General features: G+C 67.2%; 20 protein-coding genes. 7 read left to right on the top strand and 13 right to left on the bottom strand.

From position 1 onward, the window contains the following. The first annotated feature begins 381 nt into the window (after positions 1–381). Together ACNI3K_RS10590 and ACNI3K_RS10595 are read left to right on the top strand one after the other, a co-directional pair. Positions 382–1,665 (top strand): D-alanyl-D-alanine carboxypeptidase family protein, encoded by a 1,284-nt coding sequence (locus ACNI3K_RS10590; RefSeq protein ID WP_419391860.1) that lies wholly within the window; start codon positions 382–384, stop codon positions 1,663–1,665. Between the two features lie 455 nt (positions 1,666–2,120). Then, positions 2,121–2,702, top strand: a complete 582-nt coding sequence (locus tag ACNI3K_RS10595) for a beta-class carbonic anhydrase (protein WP_419391861.1) — start codon at positions 2,121–2,123, stop codon at positions 2,700–2,702. A 211-nt stretch (positions 2,703–2,913) separates the two neighbouring features. On the opposite strand, the gene ACNI3K_RS10600 is transcribed toward ACNI3K_RS10595, so the two are convergent. Next, on the bottom strand, positions 2,914–4,041 hold the full coding sequence (locus ACNI3K_RS10600) for a class I SAM-dependent methyltransferase (protein WP_419391862.1): 1,128 nt from the start codon (positions 4,039–4,041) through the stop codon (positions 2,914–2,916). Between the two features lie 111 nt (positions 4,042–4,152). On the opposite strand from ACNI3K_RS10600, the gene ACNI3K_RS10605 reads away from it, so the two are divergent. Next, the gene (locus tag ACNI3K_RS10605; protein WP_419391863.1) at positions 4,153–4,440 is read left to right on the top strand and encodes a putative acetyltransferase; all 288 of its coding nucleotides are present in this window, start codon (positions 4,153–4,155) and stop codon (positions 4,438–4,440) included. 55 nt (positions 4,441–4,495) lie between these two features. Here the strand turns inward: ACNI3K_RS10605 and ACNI3K_RS10610 are convergent, their stop codons facing one another. Beyond that, entirely contained in the window at positions 4,496–6,082 is a 1,587-nt protein-coding gene (locus ACNI3K_RS10610) for an SDR family oxidoreductase (protein WP_419391864.1), read from the bottom strand. A 170-nt stretch (positions 6,083–6,252) separates the two neighbouring features. On the opposite strand from ACNI3K_RS10610, the gene ACNI3K_RS10615 reads away from it, so the two are divergent. After that, positions 6,253–6,423 (top strand): hypothetical protein, encoded by a 171-nt coding sequence (locus ACNI3K_RS10615; protein WP_419391865.1) that lies wholly within the window; start codon positions 6,253–6,255, stop codon positions 6,421–6,423. Between the two features lie 76 nt (positions 6,424–6,499). Here ACNI3K_RS10615 and ACNI3K_RS10620 read toward each other — a convergent pair whose 3' ends face one another. Further along, entirely contained in the window at positions 6,500–8,020 is a 1,521-nt protein-coding gene (locus tag ACNI3K_RS10620; RefSeq protein WP_419391866.1) for an SDR family NAD(P)-dependent oxidoreductase, read from the bottom strand. 108 nt (positions 8,021–8,128) lie between these two features. Between ACNI3K_RS10620 and ACNI3K_RS10625 the strand changes: the two genes are divergently transcribed. After that, positions 8,129–9,166 carry an App1 family protein phosphatidate phosphatase gene (locus tag ACNI3K_RS10625; protein WP_419391867.1) on the top strand — a complete coding sequence of 346 codons (1,038 nt, stop codon included), beginning with the start codon at positions 8,129–8,131 and terminating at the stop codon, positions 9,164–9,166. 17 nt (positions 9,167–9,183) lie between these two features. Here ACNI3K_RS10625 and ACNI3K_RS10630 read toward each other — a convergent pair whose 3' ends face one another. The 3 genes from ACNI3K_RS10630 to ACNI3K_RS10640 form a co-directional block, all read right to left on the bottom strand. Beyond that, on the bottom strand, positions 9,184–10,152 hold the full coding sequence (locus ACNI3K_RS10630; RefSeq protein ID WP_419391868.1) for an MsnO8 family LLM class oxidoreductase: 969 nt from the start codon (positions 10,150–10,152) through the stop codon (positions 9,184–9,186). Between the two features lie 61 nt (positions 10,153–10,213). Further along, positions 10,214–10,414 (bottom strand): CDGSH iron-sulfur domain-containing protein, encoded by a 201-nt coding sequence (locus ACNI3K_RS10635; protein ID WP_419391869.1) that lies wholly within the window; start codon positions 10,412–10,414, stop codon positions 10,214–10,216. Next, entirely contained in the window at positions 10,411–11,481 is a 1,071-nt protein-coding gene (locus tag ACNI3K_RS10640; protein ID WP_419391870.1) for an iron-containing redox enzyme family protein, read from the bottom strand. Before ACNI3K_RS10640 ends, ACNI3K_RS10635 begins: the two co-directional genes overlap by 4 nt. A gap of 192 nt (positions 11,482–11,673) precedes the next feature. Between ACNI3K_RS10640 and ACNI3K_RS10645 the strand changes: the two genes are divergently transcribed. Beyond that, positions 11,674–12,156 carry a GAF domain-containing protein gene (locus ACNI3K_RS10645; protein WP_419391871.1) on the top strand — a complete coding sequence of 161 codons (483 nt, stop codon included), beginning with the start codon at positions 11,674–11,676 and terminating at the stop codon, positions 12,154–12,156. Between the two features lie 135 nt (positions 12,157–12,291). Next, positions 12,292–14,568: a family 43 glycosylhydrolase gene (locus ACNI3K_RS10650; RefSeq protein ID WP_419391872.1), complete on the top strand. Its 2,277-nt coding sequence runs from the start codon at positions 12,292–12,294 to the stop codon at positions 14,566–14,568. A 36-nt stretch (positions 14,569–14,604) separates the two neighbouring features. Here ACNI3K_RS10650 and ACNI3K_RS10655 read toward each other — a convergent pair whose 3' ends face one another. The 7 genes from ACNI3K_RS10655 to ACNI3K_RS10685 all read right to left on the bottom strand — a co-directional run bounded on the left by ACNI3K_RS10655 (position 14,605) and on the right by ACNI3K_RS10685 (position 23,644). After that, positions 14,605–15,702, bottom strand: coding sequence for an SAM-dependent methyltransferase (locus ACNI3K_RS10655; protein WP_419391873.1), 1,098 nt, complete (start codon positions 15,700–15,702; stop codon positions 14,605–14,607). Between the two features lie 110 nt (positions 15,703–15,812). After that, positions 15,813–17,318: a LuxR C-terminal-related transcriptional regulator gene (locus ACNI3K_RS10660; RefSeq protein WP_419391874.1), complete on the bottom strand. Its 1,506-nt coding sequence runs from the start codon at positions 17,316–17,318 to the stop codon at positions 15,813–15,815. Positions 17,319–17,337: 19 nt separating this feature from the next. Beyond that, on the bottom strand, positions 17,338–17,748 hold the full coding sequence (locus tag ACNI3K_RS10665; RefSeq protein WP_419391875.1) for a hypothetical protein: 411 nt from the start codon (positions 17,746–17,748) through the stop codon (positions 17,338–17,340). Positions 17,749–17,875: 127 nt separating this feature from the next. Continuing rightward, positions 17,876–19,432, bottom strand: a complete 1,557-nt coding sequence (locus ACNI3K_RS10670; RefSeq protein ID WP_419391876.1) for a chitinase — start codon at positions 19,430–19,432, stop codon at positions 17,876–17,878. 14 nt (positions 19,433–19,446) lie between these two features. Further along, the gene (locus ACNI3K_RS10675; RefSeq protein ID WP_419391877.1) at positions 19,447–21,915 is read right to left on the bottom strand and encodes a glycosyltransferase family 2 protein; all 2,469 of its coding nucleotides are present in this window, start codon (positions 21,913–21,915) and stop codon (positions 19,447–19,449) included. 116 nt (positions 21,916–22,031) lie between these two features. Continuing rightward, on the bottom strand, positions 22,032–22,871 hold the full coding sequence (locus tag ACNI3K_RS10680) for an SDR family oxidoreductase (protein WP_419391878.1): 840 nt from the start codon (positions 22,869–22,871) through the stop codon (positions 22,032–22,034). Further along, on the bottom strand, positions 22,868–23,644 hold the full coding sequence (locus ACNI3K_RS10685) for an enoyl-CoA hydratase/isomerase family protein (protein WP_419391879.1): 777 nt from the start codon (positions 23,642–23,644) through the stop codon (positions 22,868–22,870). Before ACNI3K_RS10685 ends, ACNI3K_RS10680 begins: the two co-directional genes overlap by 4 nt. Positions 23,645–23,797: the final 153 nt, after the last annotated feature.

Genomic DNA, 23,797 nt, shown 5'->3' on the forward strand with positions numbered 1-23,797 from the left:
TGCTTGAGACTGCTCGCGGTGCCGCTGGACGAGCTTCACATCAGCTCCTACAGCGAGGGCGATGTTGACTGCCGTGTTCCGCAGCCCGTAGGCGTGAGATCGACATCGGACACGTTGAGCGCCGACCCTGAGCCAACCCACCGACCCGTGTCGGTGACGCTCGAAGACGAGGCCACCGCCAGGCGATCACGTCCATCATCCAGCGCAAGCGTCGCGGCAAGACCACCAAGGTCAGGCCACCGGTGCGCGACGATCTCGTGCAGCGCGACGAGACGGGAGTGGACTTCGTCCCGGAGCTCGAGCACTCGACTCGCAAAGGGTAGCTGTCTCTTAGTAGCGTGGGAGATCGACACAGCCTCGACTTTAGGGAGGTCCCTGACGATGCTTCGATGGACACGAGCGACCCGCGTCTCGATCGGCGCCGTCTTGGCGGTGCTCCTGAGTATTCCGGTGGCGGCGACGTCTGCGGGTGCGGCCACAGAAGGGTTCCGCGACGTTACTGGGGACCACCTCTTCTACCGTGAGATCTCCTGGTTCTCCCAGGAGGGCATCACGACAGGCTTCGCCGATGACAGCTTCCGGCCCGGACGGTACGTGTCGCGAGCGGCATTCGCAGCCTTCCTGTACCGGCTCGAAGGACGGCCGGATGTCTCTGAGCCGGCCGATCCGCCGTTCCGGGATCTCTCGCCGAGCCACCAGTTCTATCGCGAGATCGTCTGGATGTGGCGAGAGGGGATCACCACCGGGTGGTCGGACGGCACCTTCCGCCCGGACACGCACATCACTCGCGACGCCATGGCCGCGTTTCTGTATCGGTACGAGGGCCGTCCGCCGCATGATGCACCCCGCACCTCGGTGTTCAGCGATGTCCCTCGCGACGCCCCGTTCTATAAGGAGATCACGTGGCTGCGCAGTGCCGGCTTGACGACGGGCTGGCCCGACGGGACGTTCCGCCCGTACCAAGGCACTTCGCGAGAGGCGACAGCGGCGTTCCTGTTCCGGGGCTATGGGCCGTCCGACTACCAAGCACCGGAGTACGCACCACCGACGACGTGGGATCCGGACCGGGAGGTGTGGCACATGACGTACGACCCGTACTCGGTGCTGGTCGTCGTGAACAAACGCAGACCGCTGAGTCCCAGTCACTACTCGCCACCTGACCTCGTGACGGTGCAGGGCGTGCCCGGGGGGTCCGATGACCGCCTGCGCGAGGAGACCGTGCGCCAGCTGGCCGCGATGCACAGCGCTGCGGAGAGCGACGGGGCCTCATTCTGGGTGGTGTCCTCCTATCGATCGCATTCGTACCAGGCGGACCTGTTCGAGGACTACGCCGAGCAACACGGTGTCGAGGCGGCTGAGACGTTCAGCGCCAGGCCCGCGCACTCCGAGCATCAGACGGGGTGGGCCGTGGACGTCGCAGCGGACGGATGCAGCCTGAGCGCGTGCTTCGGGGACACGGCAGCGGGCCGCTGGATCGCTGCGAACGGGCACGAGTACGGGTTCATCATCCGCTACCCGGAGGGTCAGAGTCATATCACGGGCTACCGCTATGAGCCCTGGCATCTGCGCTATGTCGGCATCGGGCTGGCCAGCCACATGCACGACCGCGGGGTGGCGACGCTTGAGGAGCAGTTCGGGCTCCCGTGGGCGCCCGACTATCCCTGATCCGCCGGCACCGCGGCAGATGCGGCGATGTCGTGACGTACGAGCCCAGAGCACACGAGACGTTCCCGTGGCCCCGCCTCGCCGAAGCGAGACGGGGGCCCTCAGGGGTGATGTCAGCGTGTATTCACTGCGGGGACGAACCGGCGGACATGATGGGGGTTCCTTTCGTGAAGTGGAGCGTGACAAAGCTCCGCCACAACGGTGGAGTCCGGCGCCACGGGTCCAGGCGGTGGGGACTCGAGCGAGCACGGCGGCAAGGAGTTGGCGTGCCTCGCGGTCGGTGGTGGCGAAGTCGCCGGTGACGGTGCGCAGCAGGTTGGGCTCGGAGCTGCCAGGCAAACCGAAGGACGCCTCCCTCAGGCCCCGTGCACCTGGGGCACCTAGTTGTGGACTGTTTGCAGCCGACATAGCGTTGACAGATCGGAGCGTCCGCTCTCGACCTCAGAGGAGTTGACATGGCTGTGCTTGATGAAGTACTCAAGGCGAACGACGACTATGCAAAGAACTTTGGCGAGAAGGGCAGTCTTGCTCTTCCGCCCGCGCGAGGATTCGCGATCCTGACTTGCATGGATGCACGGCTCGATCCAGCCAAGTACGCAGGCTTGGCCGAGGGCGATGCGCACGTCATCCGGAACGCCGGAGGGCGTGCGTCGGACGATGCGATCCGATCGCTCGTCATCTCGTACAAGCTTCTCGGGACACGAGAGTGGTTCGTGATTCACCACACGAACTGCGGGATGGAGTTCTTCACCGACGACGTCATGCGAGGGTTGTTGGCGAGTAGCCTCGAGACGGCAGCGCTCGGCGAAGAGGGCTTCCACGACGTCGGCTCTGGTCCTGGCTCCGCGGAGGCGAACTACATCGACTGGCTCACCATCTCGGATCAGGCATCGAGCGTGGCTGACGACGTCGCGAGGATCAAGGCACACCCGCTGGTGCCCGACCGTATCGCGGTGTACGGATACATCTACGACGTCACGACAGGACGCTTGGTGGAGGTGCCTGCGGCGACCTCTGCGGGGCGCGCGACCGAGTAACGGCGCGGGACCCTGCCGGCCGCTGAACGCGTGTCTGCCGGGTTCCGTCTCTCGTCATCGGGCCGATGCGCCCCCGAGTGCTGGCGGATCCTCAGCCGCGACGCCCACGACGCCCCGGTGATCACACCGGGGACGGTTCAGTGCAACGTTCGGCGTTGCGGGTGGCGCCTAGAACAGACGAGAGCTCGGGATCCGTGTCGCCCGTCTCTAGTCAGCGACGTGTCGAGACTGTGACAGTGAACTTGGCGTTGCGTGCGACTTGCTGGGTAGGCCCCACCGCCTTCTCCAGCAGCGGTCGATACTTCAACGCCGAGTTCCACACGCTCCAGAGCTGTCCTCCGGGGCGCAGAACCCGGCCCGCATCGGCGAACAGTCTGGGCGCGAGCAGATCGGTCACGGCCGCGCCTGAGTGAAACGGCGGGTTCAACGCGATGAGAGATGCGCTGCTAGCAGGCCTGGCGGCAACTCCGTCGTCGCGGACCACTTCCACACGGCTATCGATGCCGTTGGCGAGCATCGTCGCGTGTGCAGACTTGACCGCGATGGCCGACTGGTCGCACGCGTAAACGTGAGCATGAGGATGCCGCGTCGCGAGCCATGCCCCGACGATTCCCGTTCCGCACGCCAGGTCAATGAAAGGATCATCCGCCGTCCCGCCTCTCAGCTCCGAGGGGAGGCTCTCCAGCAGCAACCGAGTGCCGATGTCCAGGCGCGGTCCTGCGAACACGCCACCGAATGCCCGGACCTCGAGACCCTCGACGTGCGCTGCGGCCGGCTCTGGATCGCGACCATCGTGTGGCTCGCGCGCCACGAGCACACGCGACTTCTGCCGCGCGGGGGTCACGTCTAGCCGCCCAAAGAACTCCCTCAGCACGTCGTTCATCGACAGCGACATGTGCTTAAGCCGGCCGCCTGCGACGATGACCACGCCTGGATCTGCGTGCGCGGCCACTAGTCCGGCGATGTCTAGCAGCCCGGCGAGGGACCGCGGTAGTCGCAGCAGGACGACTCGTGCTCCGCGCACGAGATCCGGGTCTAGCGTGAACGGACGGTAGCTTCCCTCAAGACCGGCGCGCTCGGCGTTGGCGGCGAGGGCACGCTCGCCGTTCAGCGCATCGAGATGCGTCCTGATGCCGGTCGCTCCCGCGGCTGCCGCCCCGAGGGTCAATGCCCCGAAAGCGTCGCCAATCACCGCGATTGAGCCCGCATCCGCGTCAGCACGCAGGGCGGCGGATTCGTCCAGAATCAAGCGGTCGGCGGCATCGACGGCAACGAGTCCGGGCGCTTCGACATCAGGCCAACGCCGCAGCCCATCGAGCACCACGCTCACGGGATCCATTGATCGTCAGAGAGCCACGCTTGCAGCGCGCTGCTGCATCCGTAGGAGATGACGCTTGTGGCCAGCGCTCCCCGGTCAGTTCCGATCATGATGAAAGCCTAGCCGCGCGCCATGGACGTTCCCGGACTACGCGGCGGCTGCGAGGATGAGGTCATGACCGAGCCTAGACAAGAGAAGGGCCAGATCGCTCTGCCTGCGCCCGGCGCGCGTGTGGTCGTTCGCTACTTGATCTCGACGGGACAAGCAACCGATGCGCTAGGAGAGCTACTCAGCGTTGACGAGCACACGGTCGTCGTCAAAGGAGTTCGTGGCGTCGAGCGCATTCCGTTGGAGAACATCGTTGCCGCGAAACCGGTGCCGCCACGCCCGAATCCGCCGCGTCGCTCAGCTCAGTCTTGACACCGTGACACAGGGCGAGGCAGGTTCACATCCTGTCAGCCTGCTCCCTGACGATCTACGTGGCCACTGCGACCGCTTCTTCGTCAGCCTCGCCTTCTGCGATCGCGACGATTCGGTTCACCATTCCGCTGAAGATCAGCCCATGGAACGGCAGCATCGACAGCCAGTACAGGCGCCCAGTCAGCCCTCGAGGGAAGAAGACGGCGCGCTGCCAATACTCGGAGCCCTCGTCGGTGGCGTTCACCCCGAGCTCGAGCCACGCAGCGCCCGGAACGCGCATCTCCGCCCGCAGGCGCAGCAACCGGCCGGGGTCGACGCGCTCCACGCGCCAGACGTCGATCGCATCCCCCACCTTGACGGTCCCGATGCTGCGGCGCCCGCGACGCTGACCCACGCCGCCAGACAACCGGTCGATTAGCCCGCGTGTCGCCCAGAGCACGGAGGCGGAATACCAACCGGTAGCACCGCCCACTTGCGAGATGACCTTCCAGACCGCCGCCGGATCCGCGCCGGATTCCTTGCGTCGCGAGTCCTCGAACACCGTCCGCCCGGTCCAGTCAGGGTCGCTCGGCATGGGGTCGCTGGGGGCCCCTGTCACTCGCGCATCCACCCAGCTGGTCTCGACCTGATCGAGTTCCATGCGGCCGAGCGCCCAGCGCACTGCTTCGCGGTAGCCGGTGAGCCCCTCCGGTGGCGGCGGGATCAGGTCATCAATGGCGTCGTCCTCGATCACGCACGAGTGCAGCAGTGACTCCACCAGAGGCCGGGCGATCTGGCGCGGCACGGGGGTGACAAGTCCGACCCAATGCGACGCGAGGCCGGGGGTGAGCACGGGCAGCGCCGTAATGCGTCGTTGCGGCAGCCCCGCCTCGGCGGCGTAGCCGTTCATCATCTCTGAGTACAGCATGACGTCCGGACCGCCGATGTCGTAGGTCCCGTTGGTGCTTTCCTCGACGCGAGCGGCTGCGAGCAGGTAGTAGAGCACGTCCCTGACAGCGATGGGTTGGATGGAATTTCGCACCCATCGCGGCGCAGGCATGTAGGGGAGCACCTCCGTGAGGTGACGGATCATCTCGAACGATGCGGAGCCTGCGCCGATCACCACCCCAGCCTCGAGCACCACGGTCGGAACCGCGGATGCGAGCAGAATGTCACCCACTTCCTTGCGGGAGGCGAGGTGCGGCGAGAGCTCGACGTGGTCCGGGTGCAGCCCGCTCAGATAGATGAACCGAGCGACCTTGTGTGCGGCACCGTGCAGGGCCACGTTGATGGCGATCGCGCGGTCCAGGCGTCCGTAGTCCTTGCCACTCGACATCGAATGGACCAGAACGTAAACGGTGTCGACGTCGGCCATGGCGCGATCCATGGCTTCAGCGTCGGCTGCGTCGCCCTCGACCACTTCCACATCGTCACCCCACGGCATCGCGGCGATGCGGGCGGCGGAGCGCGAGAGGGTGCGTACCCGGTATCCCCCTTGGAGAAGGCGAGGAACGAGCCGTCCACCGATGTACCCGGACGCTCCGAGCACGAGGACCAGCGGTGTCTCGCCATCGCCGTCGGGGAAGGCCCGGAGCTCCACTTCGGAACCGAAGGGTGTGCTCAGGGGCGGGTGGTCGAGCAGCGGGTCTGGCTCGTGGGTCATCGCCTTTTCTCCTGTCTCGCGTGCCGTGAGACAGGCGTATGTGGTGTGGGAAACCTTGGCTGCGCTCTACCCATTCCCGACCTCTTCGTTTGCACACAGTCTCACGAGCACGGAGCGGCGCAACCGTGGCAGCACTTACGCTGTGGAGATCACCGACCAAAGGACTCACTATGCCCCTCGATCACGAACACGCCTCTCACGAGCGGGTTCCCAGTCGCGACGACCACGACACCCCCGAGCTCGAGGACGACCAGACGGTCGCACCACGTCCGGAGGAAGAGGTCGCGGATGCGCTGCGGTCGGAGCCCGACCTCGACGATCACGGCAACAAGTCTGAGTGACTCCTCACCCGCACCGGAAGTGACTCCTCACCCGCACCGGAACGAAGTCTGCCCCGCAGCCTCCCGGCGAGCCGGATCACCAGCCGGACGGCGCGTAGTCCTTGAGGAACACCCCGAACAGGTCCTCACCCTGCTCGCCGCGCACGACAGGGTCGTAGACCCGCGCGGCACCGTCGACGAGATCTAGTGGCGCATGGAAACCCTCCTCGGCCAACCGCACCTTGGTGGGGTGTGGGCGCTCATCCGTGATCCAGCCCGTGTCGATGCTGGTCATGAGGATGCGGTCCGTCTCGAACATCTCGCGCGCGCTCGTGCGCGTCAGCATGTTGAGCGCAGCCTTGGCCATGTTGGTGTGGGGGTGACCGGGGCCCTTGTACCCGCGCGAGAACACCCCCTCCATCGCTGACACATTGACGACGTAGGCGCGACGGTCGGGTTCGGCGGCAGCCGCGGCCGCCAGGTGCGGTCGCAAGCGGTTGATGAGGATGAAGGGCGCGGTGGAGTTGCACAACTGCACCTCGAGGAGCTCGCGCGGGTCGACGTCGCCCACGCCCTGAATCCAGGAGTTGGTGTCGTGGTGGTCAGGCACCAGTCCGCCGGCATCGATGGCGCTGCCGTCCGCGAGCCTCGCGAGCGACGAGGATCCCGGTGCAAGGGCATCAGCCGTCAGCCGCTGGGCGGCTGCCGCCGGACTCTCGCCCAGCTCCACCGAGGCGAGCAGTGGATGAGCAGCGACCGACGACTCGATGCCAAGCGGGTGCTCGTCGCTCGTGCGGCCCAAGGTCAACAGGGTTGGCCCGCGCCCGTCCGGCCACAGGTCCTCCGCCACCGGCGCCGATTCGGCGGCGACTAGCGGGGCGTAAGCGCCGGGGGAGCGGCGCACGGTCTGCGCCGCATTGTTGATGAGGATGTCGAGCGGTCCGGCGGCAGCGACGGAGTCGGCCAATGCCACCACCTGCGAGGGATCGCGGAGGTCAATCCCCACGACGGTCAATCGGTGGAGCCACTCGCCGGCGTCCTCCATCGCCGCAAATCGGCGGACGGCGTCACGCGGGAAGCGGGTCGTGATGGTGAGATCTGCGCCGTCGCGGAGTAGCCGCAGCGCGATGTGCATTCCGATCTTGGCGCGACCGCCCGTGAGGAGCGCTCGACGTCCCCGCAGGTCGGCGCGCGTGTGGCGCTTGCCGTGGTTGGTGTCCGCGCACTCGGGGCACAGTTGGTGATAAAACGCGTCGACCGTGGAGTACTTCTGCTTGCAGATGTAGCAGGGCCGCGGCTTGGCAAAGGTCCCGGCGACGGGAGCAGCGGTCCGTGCGGCGAGGGTGAGCCCCCTCGTCTCGTCGTCGATGCGGTCGGGAGCACCGGTTGCAGTGGCCGCCACGACGGCGGAGTCGGCCGTGAAGATCGCCGCGCGCCGCTCACGTCGGCGGGCCTGCTTGACCGACTTGATCATGCCGCCCGCAGCGTTGCGCACCGTCGTGAAGTCGGGATCGGACTCGTCAAGCTCGCTCAGCATCCCCAGCACGCGCAGCGTGGTCGCGAGGTCGTGGGGGTCGATACTCGACGGCGTCGCGGCGGGGGATTGGGGTTCAGACACTTGGAGGATTCTACCGACCTCCACCGCGATCGCTCCGCTGCGCCATCTGGTGGAGTCAGCCGCGGCTCCGATGCGGTGCGGGGCGCCGTGGGCGCATAGCGTGTACCAATGTCCTCCTCCAGCAAGTCCAGGAGTCGTCTGAGCCGCAAAGCGAACTCTGCGGCGTATCGCGCTGAGACGAGCGTGCGCGATTGGCTCTCTCGTCGCGCCGTGCGCCGCGGGTGGACTCCCGCGGTGCTCCCGTTCTCGGGCTACTCCAGTGGCGACACCGCCCGCGTGCTCGGGCGGCTGGTACTGGCGCCGCCGTCGTTCGATCTGGACGTGCGCCGCGGGATGCGCGGATGGAGACACCTGCTCACACTGGAGCGCCCTCGCACAGACGTCCAGATCACGTTGGGGGAGACCACGATCATCGCGACGAGCGATGATGCCGGGATCGTCGACGAGCGCATCTCGCTCGAGACCCCACTTCCGTCGGGCCCGGCGATAGCGCAGCTGGAACTCGTGGGCCGTGAGCCGGTCCCCGCGATCGTCCACTCCGTCAGCCCCGAGCCGGTCCGCGGAGTGATCTGCGATATCGACGACACCGCTTGGGTGACGGGCCTCGCGCATCCTTTCCGCGCCGCATGGCGCACGCTGCGGGGTACCAGCGGCTCGAGGCAGTCCGTGCCCGGGATGCCTGAACTGGTGCGCAGCGCCGTGGGTGATCAGCCCGACCCGGCGCTCGTGTACGTGAGCAATGGGCCGTGGAACTTCGTGGGTGCCGTGACGCATTTCCTCGAGTTGCAGAGGTTTCCTGCAGGCGCGCTGCTGATGACCGACTGGGGAATCACGCCCACCCGCTGGTTCCGCGATGGGAAGCTCCACAAGGAGACGTCGATCGCGCGGTTGATGGAGGACCTCCCTCACGCGACCTGGGTGCTCGTGGGCGACGACGGCGAGCACGACCCCGAGCTGTACAGTGCCGCGGCGAAACGCCATCCCGGTCGCGTGGCGGCGATCGTCCTGCGCCGGGCCGGCCTCAAGCGCGTGGGCGAGGACGTGGAAGATGTGGACGGGGTCCCGCTCATCCGCGGCGACGATGGCGATGAACTGCTGCCGCTGCTGCGCAAGGTCCTCCCGGATGGGCGTGCTGTCAACAGTTGACCGCGACGGGCGGGTGGTCAGGAGTGAAGCGACGCCAGAAACTCATCGGTTCGGGTGACGTCCTTCCGGTCGAACGCGCTGACGTTTGCGAGTATCTCCGAGCCACCGGTCCGCTCGAGCAACTCCGCGAGAGAAGCGGCGACCTGCACGGGAGTGCCGCTGATGGCGGCGGCGAGCCAGGACCGCACCGCGTCCACCTTCTTCGGGCGACGTTCGTCTGCGAGGAGACGTGTGACCTCCTCGACGGGACGCAACGCCCGGAACTCACCGACATCGCGTGAGTCCGCGAAGGCCCAGGCCTCGGGTAGCAGCACGTCTTGCGCGCGCTCAGGGGAGTCCGCGACAGAGATGTCGACGTTCACGATCAGGTAGGGCGCGGCAAGCTCTGCACTAGGACGGAAGTGGTGGAGATAGCCGTCGATCGCCGCAGCATCGTTCACCACAGGGCCGCCGATGACCGCGGGCAGGCCCAGTCGCGCGGCCAATGACAACCCATCTCGGATCGCGAGCAGGTACATCGGCGGGGGAGGCACGCTTGGCCTCACCGTGACGCCGGCGCGGCCTGTCAAGTAGTCCCGTAGTTCCTCGACTTGGGAGGGATATTCGCCGTCGTCGAGCCCCGTGCGGCCCAACGCGCGTCGTACCGGCGCGGTGAATCCGAGCGAGCCGCCGAGGCCGAGGTCGATCCGTCCCGGGTACAGGGCTTCGAGAAGCAGTGCCTGTTCGGCGATCACCAGCGGGCTGTGGTTGGGCACCATCACGCCTCCCGTGCCCACGCGGATGCGCTGAGTGCGGGCGGCGATGGTCGATGCCAGAACCGTGGGGGCCGCGCTGGCGATTCCTGGAACAGCGTGGTGCTCTGCGGTCCAGAACCGGTGGAAGCCCAGCGAGTCAGCCCGGATCGCGCGCTCGACAGTAGTGGCGATTGCCTGGGCATCGCTCTCGCCCGCGCGCGTGCGCGACCGGTCGAGAAGGGAGATCCGCAAGGGCGGCTCACCTCCTTGCGGCACGCGAAATGTCGCTGACGTCACCGGATGCCGGAATCCGCTAGTCGTCGGTGCGGAAGTTGGAAAGCTTGTGGGTGCCGTCGCAGAAGGGCTTGATCGCAGACAGTCCGCACCTACACAGCGCCACCGTGGGCCGGTTGCGCTCGATCGGCTCGCCATCGGCTGTCAGGATCTCGACGTCTCCCCGCAGCAGCAGCGGGCCGTCCGGATAGGCGGTGATAGTCGGACGCTCCTCCCTCACAGCACCGTTCCTGCCCGGAGCGACGACTGCCCGCGGGACCACGCCTCCATGATGTGCTGCTCGACCCAGCCGTCCACCGCCAGGCATGCGGCGGCGCCGAACATGATGTCCTCCAGCAGCTCGGGACGGTCCTCGGCGAGGGCGCCCGCCAGATCTCGTCCGGCAATCTGCTCGTGCACTGCATCGGCTTCGACGTGGACGTCGAAGTAGTCAGTGACCTCGGCGCCGTAGCCGAGCCGCCTCAGACCATCCGCGTACAAGCGGCTGGGAATCGAGGACGTCATCTCAAAGGCCGTGAGGTGGCCGACGATGGCGCCTACCAGGCGCCGGTTGAGCCCGAACATCGACATCATGTTGTGGGACGCCAGCGTCAGGGCCGGCACGTGGTCCACGAATCCACCGTACGAGTCATCAAGCCCCATCCCCCGCATCGCGACGGCGAACAGGGCGGAATGCATGTCATCTGCGCGGCCGCCTCCGTACTCGTCAGCCTGGATCTCGACGAGCGCCGCCTTCGCACGGCCGTGCAGACGCGGAATCGCCCACGAGTGGGGATCCGCCTCGCGCAACGTGTATACCGACCGCTGGACGAAGAACTCGCGCGCCTGCTCCGCCGTGGCCTTCTTGGCAAGGTGCCGGGACAGGCTCGGCCCGGGTTGGGGCTTGGTGAGCGCAAAGAGCGCTCGTGACACGGCGTCTTGATCGGGGGACGGGAGGTCTGGCATGGTGATGGCTCGCCGCAGTGCGCTCTCAAAGGCGCTCTCGAGGACCATCCTCGTCGCAATTAGTTGAGGGTCCCACTCATGCGACGGCGAGAACGCGCCGATCGACCCGTATGCGGAGGCGTAAAGCGCGAACAGTGCAAGGTGGATGTCCTCGTCGCGGATGACATCGGGCGACTCAGCCACCACGCGGCGCGCAAGTTCAGTGTGATCCGTGCCCGTCGACGCGTCGACGAGGTGCCGCTGGACGGCATCGCTCAGCGGCCCGCGGTCAGTGAATGGACGACGGACCGCACCAGGTGCGACGGCGGTGAGGGACAAGGAGGGCTCCGATCCTTGGGTCACGGTTTCTTGCGCTACGGCGCCGACGGGTCTCGTCGACGATGTGGGTGAAACGCCACAGGTTGTCACGGTATTTCGCGAACATCACACTGGAGTTGTTCGGCACCGCTTGCCGGATCCAGCGGGAAGTCCTGCGCCCTGCGGGCGGTTGCAGCAGTTATGCCAACAAGTTCGCCGGGCGTCTATCGCGCGCCGATGCGCTCTCGAGACGGCCGGGTCCCCGACGGAGTCGCGGTCGAGCGGGCGTTGTCCGAAGGGGTGTGCGGGCTCGGGGGAGTGCTCGCCGATGCACCCATCAGCCTCGACGAGGCGCTTGAGCGCGCGCACACCCAGTACGACGATCGCGTGGCACGCCGGCTGCGTCGTTTCGCCGACGTGCCGACGGGGGCGTACGTGTGGACGCGTGACGTCGAGGGGCTGTTCTGGCTGGGCCGGCTCGGGGGCGAATGGCGCTACGACGCAAGTGAAGGGGCGACAAATGCCGACCTGGTGCACGTCAGGCCGTGCACGTGGCTTCAGGCACCGATCGCCGAGAGTCAGGTGCCAAGTGCGGTGCTTGCCACCTTCGCTCGCGGTGGGAAGAACTGGCAGCAAACCCACTCGGAGGCCGCTGAGGAGGCGAGCGCCGGGCTCTGGCAGCGAGCTCGGCAGTCCCACCTGCGGCCACAATCGCCCTGACTCGCGCCTCACAGTCGCTCTTGAGGTAACGTGACGGTGCGAGCCCGTGCGAGATGTCGAGGCTCTCTCACTGTCCAACGTCGAACAGGAGTGGCCGTGCCGGCTCACAAGATCCCGCTACTGGCGGTTGCCGGAATGTTAACGTTCATCCTCGCCGCGGGCTCGGCGGCGTCCGCTGCCGAGCCTTCCTCGGAACTCGATCCCCCCGAGTTCTCCGAGGTATCCGTGCATGACCCGTCGATCGTGACGTCGGGGGAGGACATCTGGGTGTTCGGCTCGCACGCGGCGTCCGCGCGAACCACGGACCTCGTTCACTGGGAGCAGCACACCGTGGACCTCGGCATCACACGAGACAACTCGCTATTCGAGGACGTCGACACCGAGCTCGCTGACGCGTTCGCATGGGTGGAAAGCGACACTCTGTGGGCCACCGACGTGATCGAGCTGGGCGACGGACGGTTCTACATGTATTACAACGTGGGCCGCCTCGATCAGCCGCGTGCAGCGATGGGCGTCGCGGTCGCCGATGCCGTCGAGGGTCCCTACGAGGACACGGGAGTCTTCTTGCGCTCCGGTCAGCGCCCCGGCGAGCCCCAGCAGATCCCGGGGGAGGACTTCGACGCGTCGGTCGACCCCAACACCGTCGACCCTGACGTCTTCTACGATGCCGAGGGCGACCTCTGGATGGTCTACGGCTCGTACTCGGGTGGCATCTTCATCCTCGAGATGGACGAGTCGACTGGCAAGCCCGTCACGGACCAAGGGTGGGGCACGCACCTCATCGGCGGCGACCACTCGCGCATCGAGGGCCCGAGCATCCGCTACGACGAGGGCACCGGGTACTACTACATGTTTCTGTCCTTCGGCGGGCTTGAGCCGGACGGCGGCTACGACGTGCGGGTCATGCGCTCCGCCAAGCCCGACGGCCCCTATGTCGACGCCGAGGGCAACGACATGTCGGCTGTCAGGGGCACTCCGGGAGTGCTCTTCGACGACGAGGCATATGAGCCCTACGGAGTGAAGCTGATGGGCGGGCACCGCTGGTTGAGCGATCCAGAGGACGCCAGCGCTGGGCTCGGAGACGGCTACGTCTCACCCGGCCACAACTCCTGGTACGACAATCCGGACACGGGCGAGTCCTTCCTGGTCTTTCACACCCGCTTCCCCGACCGAGGCGGCGCCCACAACGTGCGTGCACACCAGATGTGGATGACCCAGGATGGCTGGCCGGTCGTGTCACCGCTGCGCTTTGGCGGCGAGACGGCTGGACCGCTGCCCGAATCCGACATCGCGGGGGATTGGCAGCTTGTCAACATGGGCAAGGACATCACGGCCGAGCCGGCGACGCCTTCGGCGGTGGTATTCGAGGCCGACGGGGACATCACAGGCGCCATCACCGGCTCGTGGACGCTCGACGCAGACACGGTCGCCACGCTCACTCTCGACGGTGAGTCCTACTCGGGCCACTTTGTGCCGGTGTGGGACCCGGATCTCGAGACCTGGGCGACCGCGGTCACCTTGCAGAACGACCACGGCGTCTCGTTATGGGGCCGTGGACCGGGGTCGCAGGGCTTCCCGCTGCCAACCGAGCTGGAGTCGATTGCGGTGACGCAGTTGCCGTCCAAGTCGGAGTATGTGGTGGGTGACGATCTGGATCTGGATGGTCTGGAGGTCACGGGAACGTGGACTGATTCGACCACTGAGGTGATCACTGCCGACGAGTTCACGGTGTCGGGCTTTGATTCGTCGGTGGCTGCCACGGTGATGGTGTCGGTGACGTCGACGGAGGATGCGTCGATCACGACGTCGTTCACGGTGACGGTGTCCGAGCCGGCTCCGGTGGAGTTCGCCGATGTCGACGAGTCGCTGGAGCATTACGACTCGATCATGTGGCTGGCGGATCGGGGTATCACGCAGGGCTGGGTTGTCGATGGTGAAACCCAGTTCCGTCCCTTCAACAAGATCACGCGTGATGCGATGGCGACGTTCCTGTACCGCTACGCCGGTTCGCCGGATGTGACGTTACCGGCTCAGTCTCCGTTCTTGGATGCGGACGACTCATCCGAGCACTACGAGGCGATTGTGTGGCTGGCCCAGGAGGGTATCTCCGAGGGCTGGGACACCAACGCAGGTCAGGAGTTCCGTCCGTTCGAGCCGATTACTCGTGATGCGATGGCGGCGTTCTTGTACCGCCTCGCGGACGAGCCCACCTGGGTGGACCCGGTGAACTCTCCGTTCGTGGACATCACGTCCACGAACACGGAGTTCTACACCGAGATCACGTGGTTGGAGGACACCGGCATCACCAACGGTTGGGCAACGTCGACGGGCACTGAGTTCCGCCCGTTCAATGAGACCACCCGCGACGCGATGGCCGCGTTCCTCTTGAGGTTCGCGGAGGAACGCCCCTAGCCCGAGTGCCTCACTGGTTCGGGGCGCGGAGCTGCGCTAGGACAGGAGCTCATAGAAGCGGAAGAACCCGAAGTCGTCTTCGATGACCGCGACGTCAGCGAATCCCGCCGCGGTCGCGTAGCGCCTCAGCGTCGACGGCCGCATGACCGTACCCGTCGCGGCGCTCGGCTCGTGCGAAAGGCCGTCGGGGAGGCAGATGAAGAGGCTGAAGCCGTACATCAAGCGATCTGCGGGCCCGGCGTCGACCGCGAACTCGTCGGCCACCGCCTCGTCCATCACCACCACGAAGCCGTCGGGAGTCACTGCGCGACCCATGGCCTCAAGCACCCCTTCTGGGTCAGGCATGTCATGGATGCACTCGAAAGCGACCACGCCGTCGAACGACCCGTGCTCCGTCAGCCTCGCGGCATCCTCGAGATGGAAGGTGACTCGGTCAGCGACGCCCGAGCGGTCGGCCTGTGCTCGTGCGGCCTCGATCGATGGCGCATCGACATCGAAGCCCTCCACCACGAGGCCGGGGTAGGCCTTTGCCAGCGCGATCGCGGACCACCCTGCCCCCGTGCCCACGTCGGCGATCCGGGCGCCCGGACGCGAGAGAATCTCGTGCAGCCGCGGGTGACGGGCGAAGACGGTCGGCATCTCCCTCAGCCACGGCCGGTTGAGCGCGGCCTGGGACTGCCACGCGTGGTCCCCGAACTGCGCCCAGCTGACTCCTGAGCCGGTACGGCAAGCATCGACGAGAGCAGGCATCTGGGCGGCCGCCGCAGCGAGCATGCTGGCCATCGGCGCGAGGTATCCCTGGCTCTCGCGGTCGGTGAGCACCTCAGCCGCACCCGGGGGCAGCGCATAGCGGCGTTGGCCGCGTTCGTCGTCCGGCCCGACGACGGTCAAGATGCCGTAGGCGGCCTGCTGCTCGAGCCATTCATGGGCGTAGCGCGCTGACGCGGACGTGGCGGCGGCAAGCTCTCCCGCCGTCAGTGCGTGGTGAGAGGCCAGTGCGTCGTACCAGCCGAGCTGATCGCCCAGATGAATCGACATGGTCTCGACCCAGCCAAGAGTCGCGGAAAGCACGCGGTCGCCGAACTCCTCCGCTGTGAGGGAGTCGGCGGCGTAGGTGGCGGTGGTGGAAGTCATCGGGATCTCCTGTCGAAGTGAACGTGGTGGCACGCTACGTCGACGGGTTGGTGCGTCACATCGGCCGAACCGTGCAAACCGCGCTGCCCCTCTGCATCGTTCGATGCAGGTCATTGGCGGGCGCGAGCTCCCGTCCGGTCACGCCACCAGGCAGCGGCTGCGGTCCGCGAGCCCACGTCGAGCTTCACGTAGATATTGGCGAGATGCCGGCCGACGGTCTTGTCGCTGATGTACAGACGCCGGGCGACGTCTCGGTTCGAGTCGCCGTCGGCCACGGCGGCGAGCACCTCGGCCTCGCGAGCGGTCAGGGGCCCGATGTCGGGTGCCCCACCGACATCCACGGCCAACCGCGCGCACGCGCCCAACTGCTCGAACAGCTGCGAGGCCAGCCTTCGCACGTGTTCGGCGGCCTCCGCGTCACCAGCGGACTCGTGCGCGGCAGCGAGCCAGGCGAGCGTTCGCGCGTGCTCGCACCGCTCCCGGTGGGCGCGGTGGTAGTCCGCGGCCGAGGAGAGCGCCTTGACGGCCGCATCGATGCGGCCGTCCCGCAGGGCGAGCATGCCGTCCGCGCCGTCGGCCCACGCCGTGAATCCGGGGCTCCCCCAGCGACTCGCGGCGGCACGAAGCTCCTTGCCCCACGCGTGCGCGGTAGCAGGCTCGCCCGCGGCGAGGGCAATCTCCGCACCCGGTCGCAGGAGCCTGACGCGCTCAAGTGGGCTGCGGCCCTCAAGCGCATAGCGCACCATTGACAGTGCGCGTGCTGGCGTCTCCTCCTCGAGCGTCAGCAGTGCCTCTCCTGGTACGGGGTCGATCCCGCACGAGCGTGCCCGAGCGTAGGCCTCGCGCGCACCCGCGGCCTGCCCTTGCAGGCGCTTGAGCTCTCCGAGCTGATACCAGCCCTCGCCCGCGACCCACATGTTGCTGGTCTCCAGTACGGTGCACTCGCGCACCAGCTCATCTTGGATGCTCGGCCAGTCGCCTTCGATCGAGCGCAGCTCGAGCCTGTGCACGCGGCAGACGCCCGCGTAGACCGCGTCCGAGCCCAGCCGTGCCGCCCACTCCTCTGCCGACCGGGTCCAGTCGCTCATGCGCTGCAGGTCGGCGAGCTGGTGGCACGCGTGGATGGTCGTGCACAGGACATCCCCGCCCCACTCAGGATCGAGCTCCTCTGTCAATACTCCGAGCATGGCTTCGTCAAGCAGCTCGAATCCGCGTTCGACGTCCCCGGCGGCGACTGTGGCCATCCCCGAGACGACCTGGCTCAACACGCGCACATCAGGGGTTGCGACACTCTCGCGCAGCTGGGCCAGCCTTGCCACGGTGGCACGCGACCACTGGCCGCCATCCGTCGCCATTCCCAAGGACGCCTCGACGTACGCGAGGTAGGCGTGCAAAGGCCCATCCGGCCGATCGCGGAGCAGACTCCGGGCGCGGCGCATCCATGCTGCCGCCACCGTGACGTCCCCGCGCGTCGCTCGCACCAGGGTGATGCGCAGGGCGGTCGCGATCGCGTCGTCGTCGCGGCCTGCATCGAGCAACCGCCCGTAGGCCCGTTCGGCGAGGGTCGACGCCTCCTGAGGGTGCCCCAACCACCACGCCGTACGGCTCCATGCCACGACGTCATCAGCCGTCAGTTCACTGGCGGCGGCCGAACTCTGGAACTCGCTCGCGGCCGTGACCCAATCCCGCCGCGCGTACGCCGCGTGGGCGCGGGCAGTCGAGGCCGGCGTGGCAGGCATCCTTCATGGTATCGCCGACGGATCCCCGTGCGCTGGACACGGGAGACACGGCTCTGGCCTGCCTGATGTAGAGCGTCACCATCACAGCCATCGAGACCAGGTAGAAGCCGTGCAGCACCCAGATGGGCCCCACCGGCAGCGACATCACGTACACGGTGTGGATGACGTTGCCCGCGTTCGACACCACCAGCGCCGGGAGGCTGTAGGACGACAGGTCACGCGTGCGCAGCGCCTTGGCGAGCATGGGAGCGTTGGCGGCCGCGAAGAGCGCGGTCGACACCGATCCTGCCAGCAGCGAAACGTCCATGAGCCGACGCTAAGACTGCGGATGACTCACCCGCATCGCACAAATCGTGCAGATCTCGAAGGTCGCTACATCGAGTATGTGCATGATCTCCCGCAACGGCACGTACTGGCTGCTGCGATCAGCTAAATCAGCCGACCGGCATCACGAGCACCCACGGCGATCCGCCTTCGACGGGGACGCCAGGCTCTGCGCCCTGCGTCCACCACTTGGCCTCGTACGGGACGAGGTCGAGTTGCACCCGGGAGCCCGCTGTGTAGACCTCTTCGGGGTCCCACTGCGGGTAGCTTCCCTCGGGAAGCGTGGGCAGGGGGGCGGGGGTGTCGCCGGGTAGGACTGGGCCAAGGAGCTTCCACGGGGAGTCCGCAGCGTTGGCGATCACGCTGTCGGGTGCGACGCCGCTCGTCCAAAACCTCGCCTCGTACACCTGCTTGCGCCACACGATCTTGCTTTCCGTGGGATAGGTGCCCAACGGGTCCCAGATCGGATAGGGGCTCTTCTCTGGGTCGTCGATGACGTCGGGGCTGTCCGGTGCCGTGTCCGTCGTCGGCGCCGCTGAGGGTGTTCCACCAGGAGTCGACCGGCCGACCTTGTTCGGGAGGTCTGCCGCCAAGGCGTCTGCAAACGACTGTCCCGCCTGCTCGACGCCGCTGCATGAGGTCTGCACCACGGTCAGCACGGAGGGCAGGGGTGCAGTGCAGGTGCTGTCGCGGTTGAGCGACCACATCGATACCAGCCCTACTCCGTTGTCACGGGCGAACTGGTTGATCACCGCGGCATCGTCCAACGTGAAGCGCTCCGTTGCGATGTCGTTCTGCCCAATCATGGGCGTCACGCCCACCTTTCCCCAGGCGTCGACCTCGCTCAGCGTGACGCCCGTCTGCGCGTAAAGGGCGGAGACCTGCTCGTGGATGGCGGTCGCGGACTGCACGACTGCCTGGGACTGCGGCGCGGCGCCGGTCGTGGGAACTCCGAGGTTCATCGTCATACCATTCACGCCGGTGAGGTCAACGCCTGCGGCCAGCATCTGGGCGACGACCTGCTCACCTGCGGCGGTCAGGCCACTCGGCGCGACTGGCAGCGTGACCCATACGGCCAGCTCTGCGTCGGCACCGCGCTCGGCCTGCAGCGCAGCGATAGCAGTGGCACGGCGCGCGATGCTCGCGGCGTCATCGAGCGCCCCACCTTCGATGTCCAGGTCGATCGTGGTCAGGTCGTACCGCTCGACGACGGACCGGTATGCGTCGAGCAGGAGGTCGGGGTCCGTACAGCCCACCGCGAGCTCGGTGTTGGCCTGGCCTCCGAACGAGACGCGGATGTCGCCGCCCACACCCCTCAGCTGCTGGATGCGACGATCAAGCTCCAGGTCGGCGGCGGCGCCATCGAGCGTGTAGTACGTGCCCCAGGTGGGCACGCAGGGATCCTGAGTGCCCGAGACGATGAACGACAGCGTGACGTCCGACTGTGCCGGTCCCTCGGGCGTCTCGAAGGTATGACCCGGGGTGGCCGTGACGTCAACGTATGCGCTGAACGTCGAGGGGCCGGGCTTAATGGGGCCCAAGGCGACGGCGGACACTGCATGGAACCCGAACCAGCCGACGGCTCCAGTGGTGATCAGCAGAACGGCCAGCCGAAGCACCGATATTCGGGTACGACGTGGGGTGCGGGCAGGCTTCAGCGTGGTCATCGGTTCTTCCTGGTTCACGAGGTGCGGTGGCGTGAGCGGGTATCACCGTGACGCGCCGGCGCCGTAGTGGTGACGGCAACGGGTGGCGGGCTGTCCGCGGCGGAGTCGTGGTCCGGACCGAAGTACAGGACCGACTCCCAGTCGGGTACCGCAGGACGCGAGTCCGTGGCGGACTTCTTGGGCTTGCGGGGCACCTGCACCCAGTGGATGGCGCCGAGAATCATGTCCGCGATCGAGTTGCGGAAGCCGATGAACGCCCCGATGGCGTACGTGGTCAGGACCCCGTTAAATGTCGCGAAGGCTGCATGACTCCAGTTCTCGGCCCTGATGTCGTTGGCCAGCGTGTAGAACGAGAACACCGCGATGGCGTAGGCCGCGAGGATGTACAGCGCCGGTGCCGCGGTGCGATTCGCGACCTTGGGAGTCCTCGCGAACGCGATCTTCGACTTTGCAGCGGCCTGCTGCAGCGACTTGAAGGTTCCGGCGAGGTTGACGGGCAGCAGGATCAGATTGAACGCGTACACGCGGAAGATGTCGGTCCGCTTGTAGCCGAGACGGTGGAAGTCGTATGACATCGCGAGGAAGTACGGCAGCGCGGCGGCAATGATGACCGGGCTGAGCAACCTGTCGTCGAACGGGAAGGTCAGCAGGAACACGAGACCGAGGCTCGCCCAGGAGATGGACGCCATGTAGTTCATGCGCAGGATGATCGAGGCGCGGCGCACGCGCTGACCTTCCTTGCGGCGACTCTTGATGAGGCGCCTGAACTTGGGTGCGATGAGCAGCCCTCCGTTGGCCCAGCGTGCACGCTGAACGGACAGGGAGCCGAAGTCGGGCGGCGTCGCGCTGTAGCTCAGGCGCTCGGGATAGTTGTAGAGCGTCCAGCCGTGCGCGACCAGGTCGATGCTCGACTCCGTGTCCTCGATGACCGTGCGGTCCTGCACATAGCGGCGGACCTCCTGCCCGCCCACGAACGAGACCTCGACGATGTCGTTCAGGGCGGCCTTGCGGATGACGGCGTTCGCTCCGACCCAGAAGGTGGCATCGAAGTAGGTCAGCCCCTGGTGAAGGATGTGCTGGATGTCGGTGGTGGCGGCGGCGATGCGCTCGAGACGCGTGGGCGCTCCCCTGAACGCGGAGTAGGGCGTCTGAATCACGCCGACTCGCTCGTTCCCGGGCATCTCGAGGTGGTGCACCAGCCGCAGGCAGTACTCGCGCAGCAGCACACTGTCGGCGTCGAGGGTGAGGACATAGTCGCTATCGGGGACGAGGATGCCGTCCTCGGCATCGGCGTCGGTGAAGCGGAGCATCGAGCCCGACTGAGTCTCGACCCGCCGGACCCGACGTCCCATCAGGCCCATGTAGGCATTGAGGTTCATCGCCTTGTTGGCATCGTGCGGCAAGTTCGCATAAGTCTTGCGCTCGAACGAGGTGATCCTGGCATCGAAGGTCCACACGAGCCGTCGGCACAGCTGACTGAGGCGCTCCGCGGGAATCGCAGCACCCTCGTCCAGCGCGGTGAACAGTGCTTGCGAGGTGCTCTCGAGTCCGAGCGCCAGGCCTCCCAGCACCTCGTCGGCGAGGAAGTCATCAGCGTTGGAAGTTCGCGGAGTGGCGTCCTGCTGCTCTCGCAGCCATGCCGCAGCCCACTGATAGTCCAGGGCGAGCGCACGGACGTTCTCGGCAGTCCCGGCGGTGTCCTCGAGCGCCGCGGCCTCGTAGCGGTCCAGGGACTCCTGAAAACGCTGCCAGGGGCCGTTCAGGAGCTCTTGGAGCTCGCCCGGGACAGCCCGACAGGCGTCCAGGCTTGCGGCGGCCGCGGGGTCCGTGGGGTTCGGCGGGTCATCCAGGAGCAGCACGACGCGCAGCCGGGGATACTCCTGCAGCGCGGCGGAGAGAACGGTGGCGCGCACGACGCCCGGGTCTTCCGCATAGGAAGGTACCAGCGCGGTCAGGGACGGGCGCGTGAGCGCCATGAAGGCGTCGATCTCGGCGCGCGGGGTCCGCACGTGGCCGCGCGAGCGGTACAGGGCCCCCTGTCTCGCCAGCAGGTACGAGAAGGTGGAGAAGATCAGGAAGCCCATGACGATGAGGTACGCGAGCGACTGGCCCGCGTAGGAGCTGTCTCGGATGCCGTTGTCGATGACCTGCGAGATGATCGTCAAGAAGAGGTACGCAGTGAACGCGACGACGGTCGCCACGATGGCGAAGCCGCCCATCCAGGTAGCCGCGGTGCTGGCGGGCTTCTCGATGGCGGGGAGCGGCGGCCGCGGCCGCTCGGCACCCCATTGCCGACGGCGCCTGCGGGCCGGCGCGCTCGGAGCGGCCGGCGCGTCACCCACGCGAGGGGGCACGGAGAGCGCGTCGAGCGCGCTCTCGTCCTCGCGCTCGTCGAGGAAGTCCAGGGTGTCAACGGCCGTCGCGCGCTCGCGCTTGGATTGGTCGAGCTCCGGCGGAGTCGACCATTGGTCGTCCTTCTGCATCAGTTCGCCCCTCAGCGTTACCCGGAGCCGGTGCTCACGAGTCCCTTAAGTGTAGTTCGCTCTGGCAATTGCGCGAGACGAGGCCGAGGGGGAGTGCGGCGCTGGTGTCAGCAGGGTCAGTCGAGGAACACGTCGGGGTACAGGTCGGCGTCAGGCGTACCCGGCACCGCGGCGTAACCCGAGAGGTCGGTGACGCCTGCGGACTCGAGGACGTCCTCGACAATCAGGCTCTGGCCTGTCAGCTCCCGCGACGGCGACGTGATCACCTCGTACGCGGCGTCGGCGTAGATGTCAGGGGTGCGGCTGCGCCGCATGAGCGCGTCGCCGCCCGCAAGGTTCTGAATCGCCGCAGTGGCGATCGTCGTGCGCGGCCACAGGGTGTTCGCCGCCACCCCGGCTTTGGCGAGCTCCGCCGCGAGCCCCAGCGTCACGATCGTCATCCCGTACTTGGAGAGGGTGTAGCCCGTGTGTGCGCCGAGCCATCGCGGGCTCAGGTTCAGTGGGGGAGACAGCGATAGGACGTGCGGATTGTCGGAGCGGACCAGGTGCGGCATCGCCGCCCGAGACAGCATCAGGGTTCCCCGCACGTTGACGTCCTGCATGAGGTCGTAGCTCTTGGCGTTCAGCGTCCGGGTCCTGGACAGATCGATCACGCTCGCGTTGTTTACCACGATGTCGATCCCGCCGAAGGCGTCGACCGTCTGCTCCACTGCACGGGCGATGTCCTCGTCGCTGCGCACGTCTCCCACGACGGCTAGTGCCTGACCACCCGCGGCCCGGACCGCATCCGCGGCGGTGTGCACGGTGCCCGCGAGCTTGGGGTGAGGGGAGTCGGTCTTGGCAAGCATCGCGACGTTGGCGCCGTCGCGCGCGGCACGCAGGGCGATCGCGAGGCCGATGCCCCTGCTGCCTCCCGACATCAGGATCGTGGTGCTTGCGAGGGTGCGCGCGGTCATGACTTGCCCCCGCGGTGCGCGCTGGCTGCCGCGAAGGCGGCAATGCGGCCGCGGGCCTCCTCACTGTCGAAGGCTCGGCCGATGCTGGCGGCCTCGTCTTCCAGGCTCTCGGAGAAAGGTCGATGCGCGCTGGCGCGCACCAGCCGCTTTGCCTGGCCCAGAGCGTCCGCAGCCCCCGCAGTCCACGCTTGGGCGACCTCCTTGCCCCGTGCCTCGGGATCCGGGGTCACCTCGTCGACGGCTCCCCAGTCGTGCGCCGTCTCAGCATCGAGCTCGCGCGAGGTGAGCAGCATCGTCAGGGCGCGGCGCTCACCCACCGCTCGCGCGAGCAAGGTGCTGACGCCCAGGTCGGGCGTCAGGCCGAGTTCGGCATACCTGCCGGCGATTCGGAGGTCCTCGCCCGCGATCACGTAGTCGCCTGCGAGCATGAGCCCGATTCCTCCGCCCGCAACGGCTCCGCGCGCGACGATCACGACGGGGATGGCGGACGTCGTGAGCGCGGCCATCCCCTCATGGATGACCTGTGCGCCGTCGGTGACCTGCGAACCGTCCACGCCGGCCCCCGCCATGGCGAGTACGTCGCCTCCCGCACAGAAGGAGGGGCCTTCCGCGGTGATGAGGATCGCACGGGTGTCGGGGGAGGAGACGGCCGCAAGGCACGCATCCCGGTACAGCCTGCCCATCTCGAAGTCGAAGGCGTTGAGCCTCTCGGGGCGCGCGAAGGTGAGGTGCGCGATGCCTGCTCGGGTCTCGAACCGGATGGGCTGGTCCACGTTCACTCCTCAGGACTCGTCATCGAGTCGTCCCAGTCATGGTGCCACAGTGATCCGCGCTCGGCCGGTGCGCCGGTCTGCGCCTCTCGGTCAGGGACTGGCGACCTATGGTGGAGGCATACGGCACGATCCAACGATCGAAAGGACCGCCCT

Origin of the sequence: Demequina ureilytica, assembly GCF_048553575.1 — a bacterium.
Lineage (GTDB): Bacteria > Actinomycetota > Actinomycetes > Actinomycetales > Demequinaceae > Demequina.

Excerpts from the sequence above, each read along its gene's own strand:
- ACNI3K_RS10590 (WP_419391860.1), top strand. The coding sequence starts at position 382 with ATGCTTCGATGGACACGAGCGACCCGCGTCTCGATCGGCGCCGTCTTG.
- ACNI3K_RS10595 (WP_419391861.1), top strand. The coding sequence starts at position 2,121 with ATGGCTGTGCTTGATGAAGTACTCAAGGCGAACGACGACTATGCAAAG.
- ACNI3K_RS10600 (WP_419391862.1), bottom strand. The coding sequence starts at position 4,041 with ATGGATCCCGTGAGCGTGGTGCTCGATGGGCTGCGGCGTTGGCCTGAT.
- ACNI3K_RS10605 (WP_419391863.1), top strand. The coding sequence starts at position 4,153 with ATGGACGTTCCCGGACTACGCGGCGGCTGCGAGGATGAGGTCATGACC.
- ACNI3K_RS10610 (WP_419391864.1), bottom strand. The coding sequence starts at position 6,082 with ATGACCCACGAGCCAGACCCGCTGCTCGACCACCCGCCCCTGAGCACA.
- ACNI3K_RS10615 (WP_419391865.1), top strand. The coding sequence starts at position 6,253 with ATGCCCCTCGATCACGAACACGCCTCTCACGAGCGGGTTCCCAGTCGC.
- ACNI3K_RS10625 (WP_419391867.1), top strand. The coding sequence starts at position 8,129 with ATGTCCTCCTCCAGCAAGTCCAGGAGTCGTCTGAGCCGCAAAGCGAAC.
- ACNI3K_RS10645 (WP_419391871.1), top strand. The coding sequence starts at position 11,674 with ATGCGCTCTCGAGACGGCCGGGTCCCCGACGGAGTCGCGGTCGAGCGG.
- ACNI3K_RS10650 (WP_419391872.1), top strand. The coding sequence starts at position 12,292 with ATGTTAACGTTCATCCTCGCCGCGGGCTCGGCGGCGTCCGCTGCCGAG.
- ACNI3K_RS10655 (WP_419391873.1), bottom strand. The coding sequence starts at position 15,702 with ATGACTTCCACCACCGCCACCTACGCCGCCGACTCCCTCACAGCGGAG.
- ACNI3K_RS10665 (WP_419391875.1), bottom strand. The coding sequence starts at position 17,748 with ATGGACGTTTCGCTGCTGGCAGGATCGGTGTCGACCGCGCTCTTCGCG.
- ACNI3K_RS10670 (WP_419391876.1), bottom strand. The coding sequence starts at position 19,432 with ATGACCACGCTGAAGCCTGCCCGCACCCCACGTCGTACCCGAATATCG.
- ACNI3K_RS10675 (WP_419391877.1), bottom strand. The coding sequence starts at position 21,915 with ATGCAGAAGGACGACCAATGGTCGACTCCGCCGGAGCTCGACCAATCC.
- ACNI3K_RS10680 (WP_419391878.1), bottom strand. The coding sequence starts at position 22,871 with ATGACCGCGCGCACCCTCGCAAGCACCACGATCCTGATGTCGGGAGGC.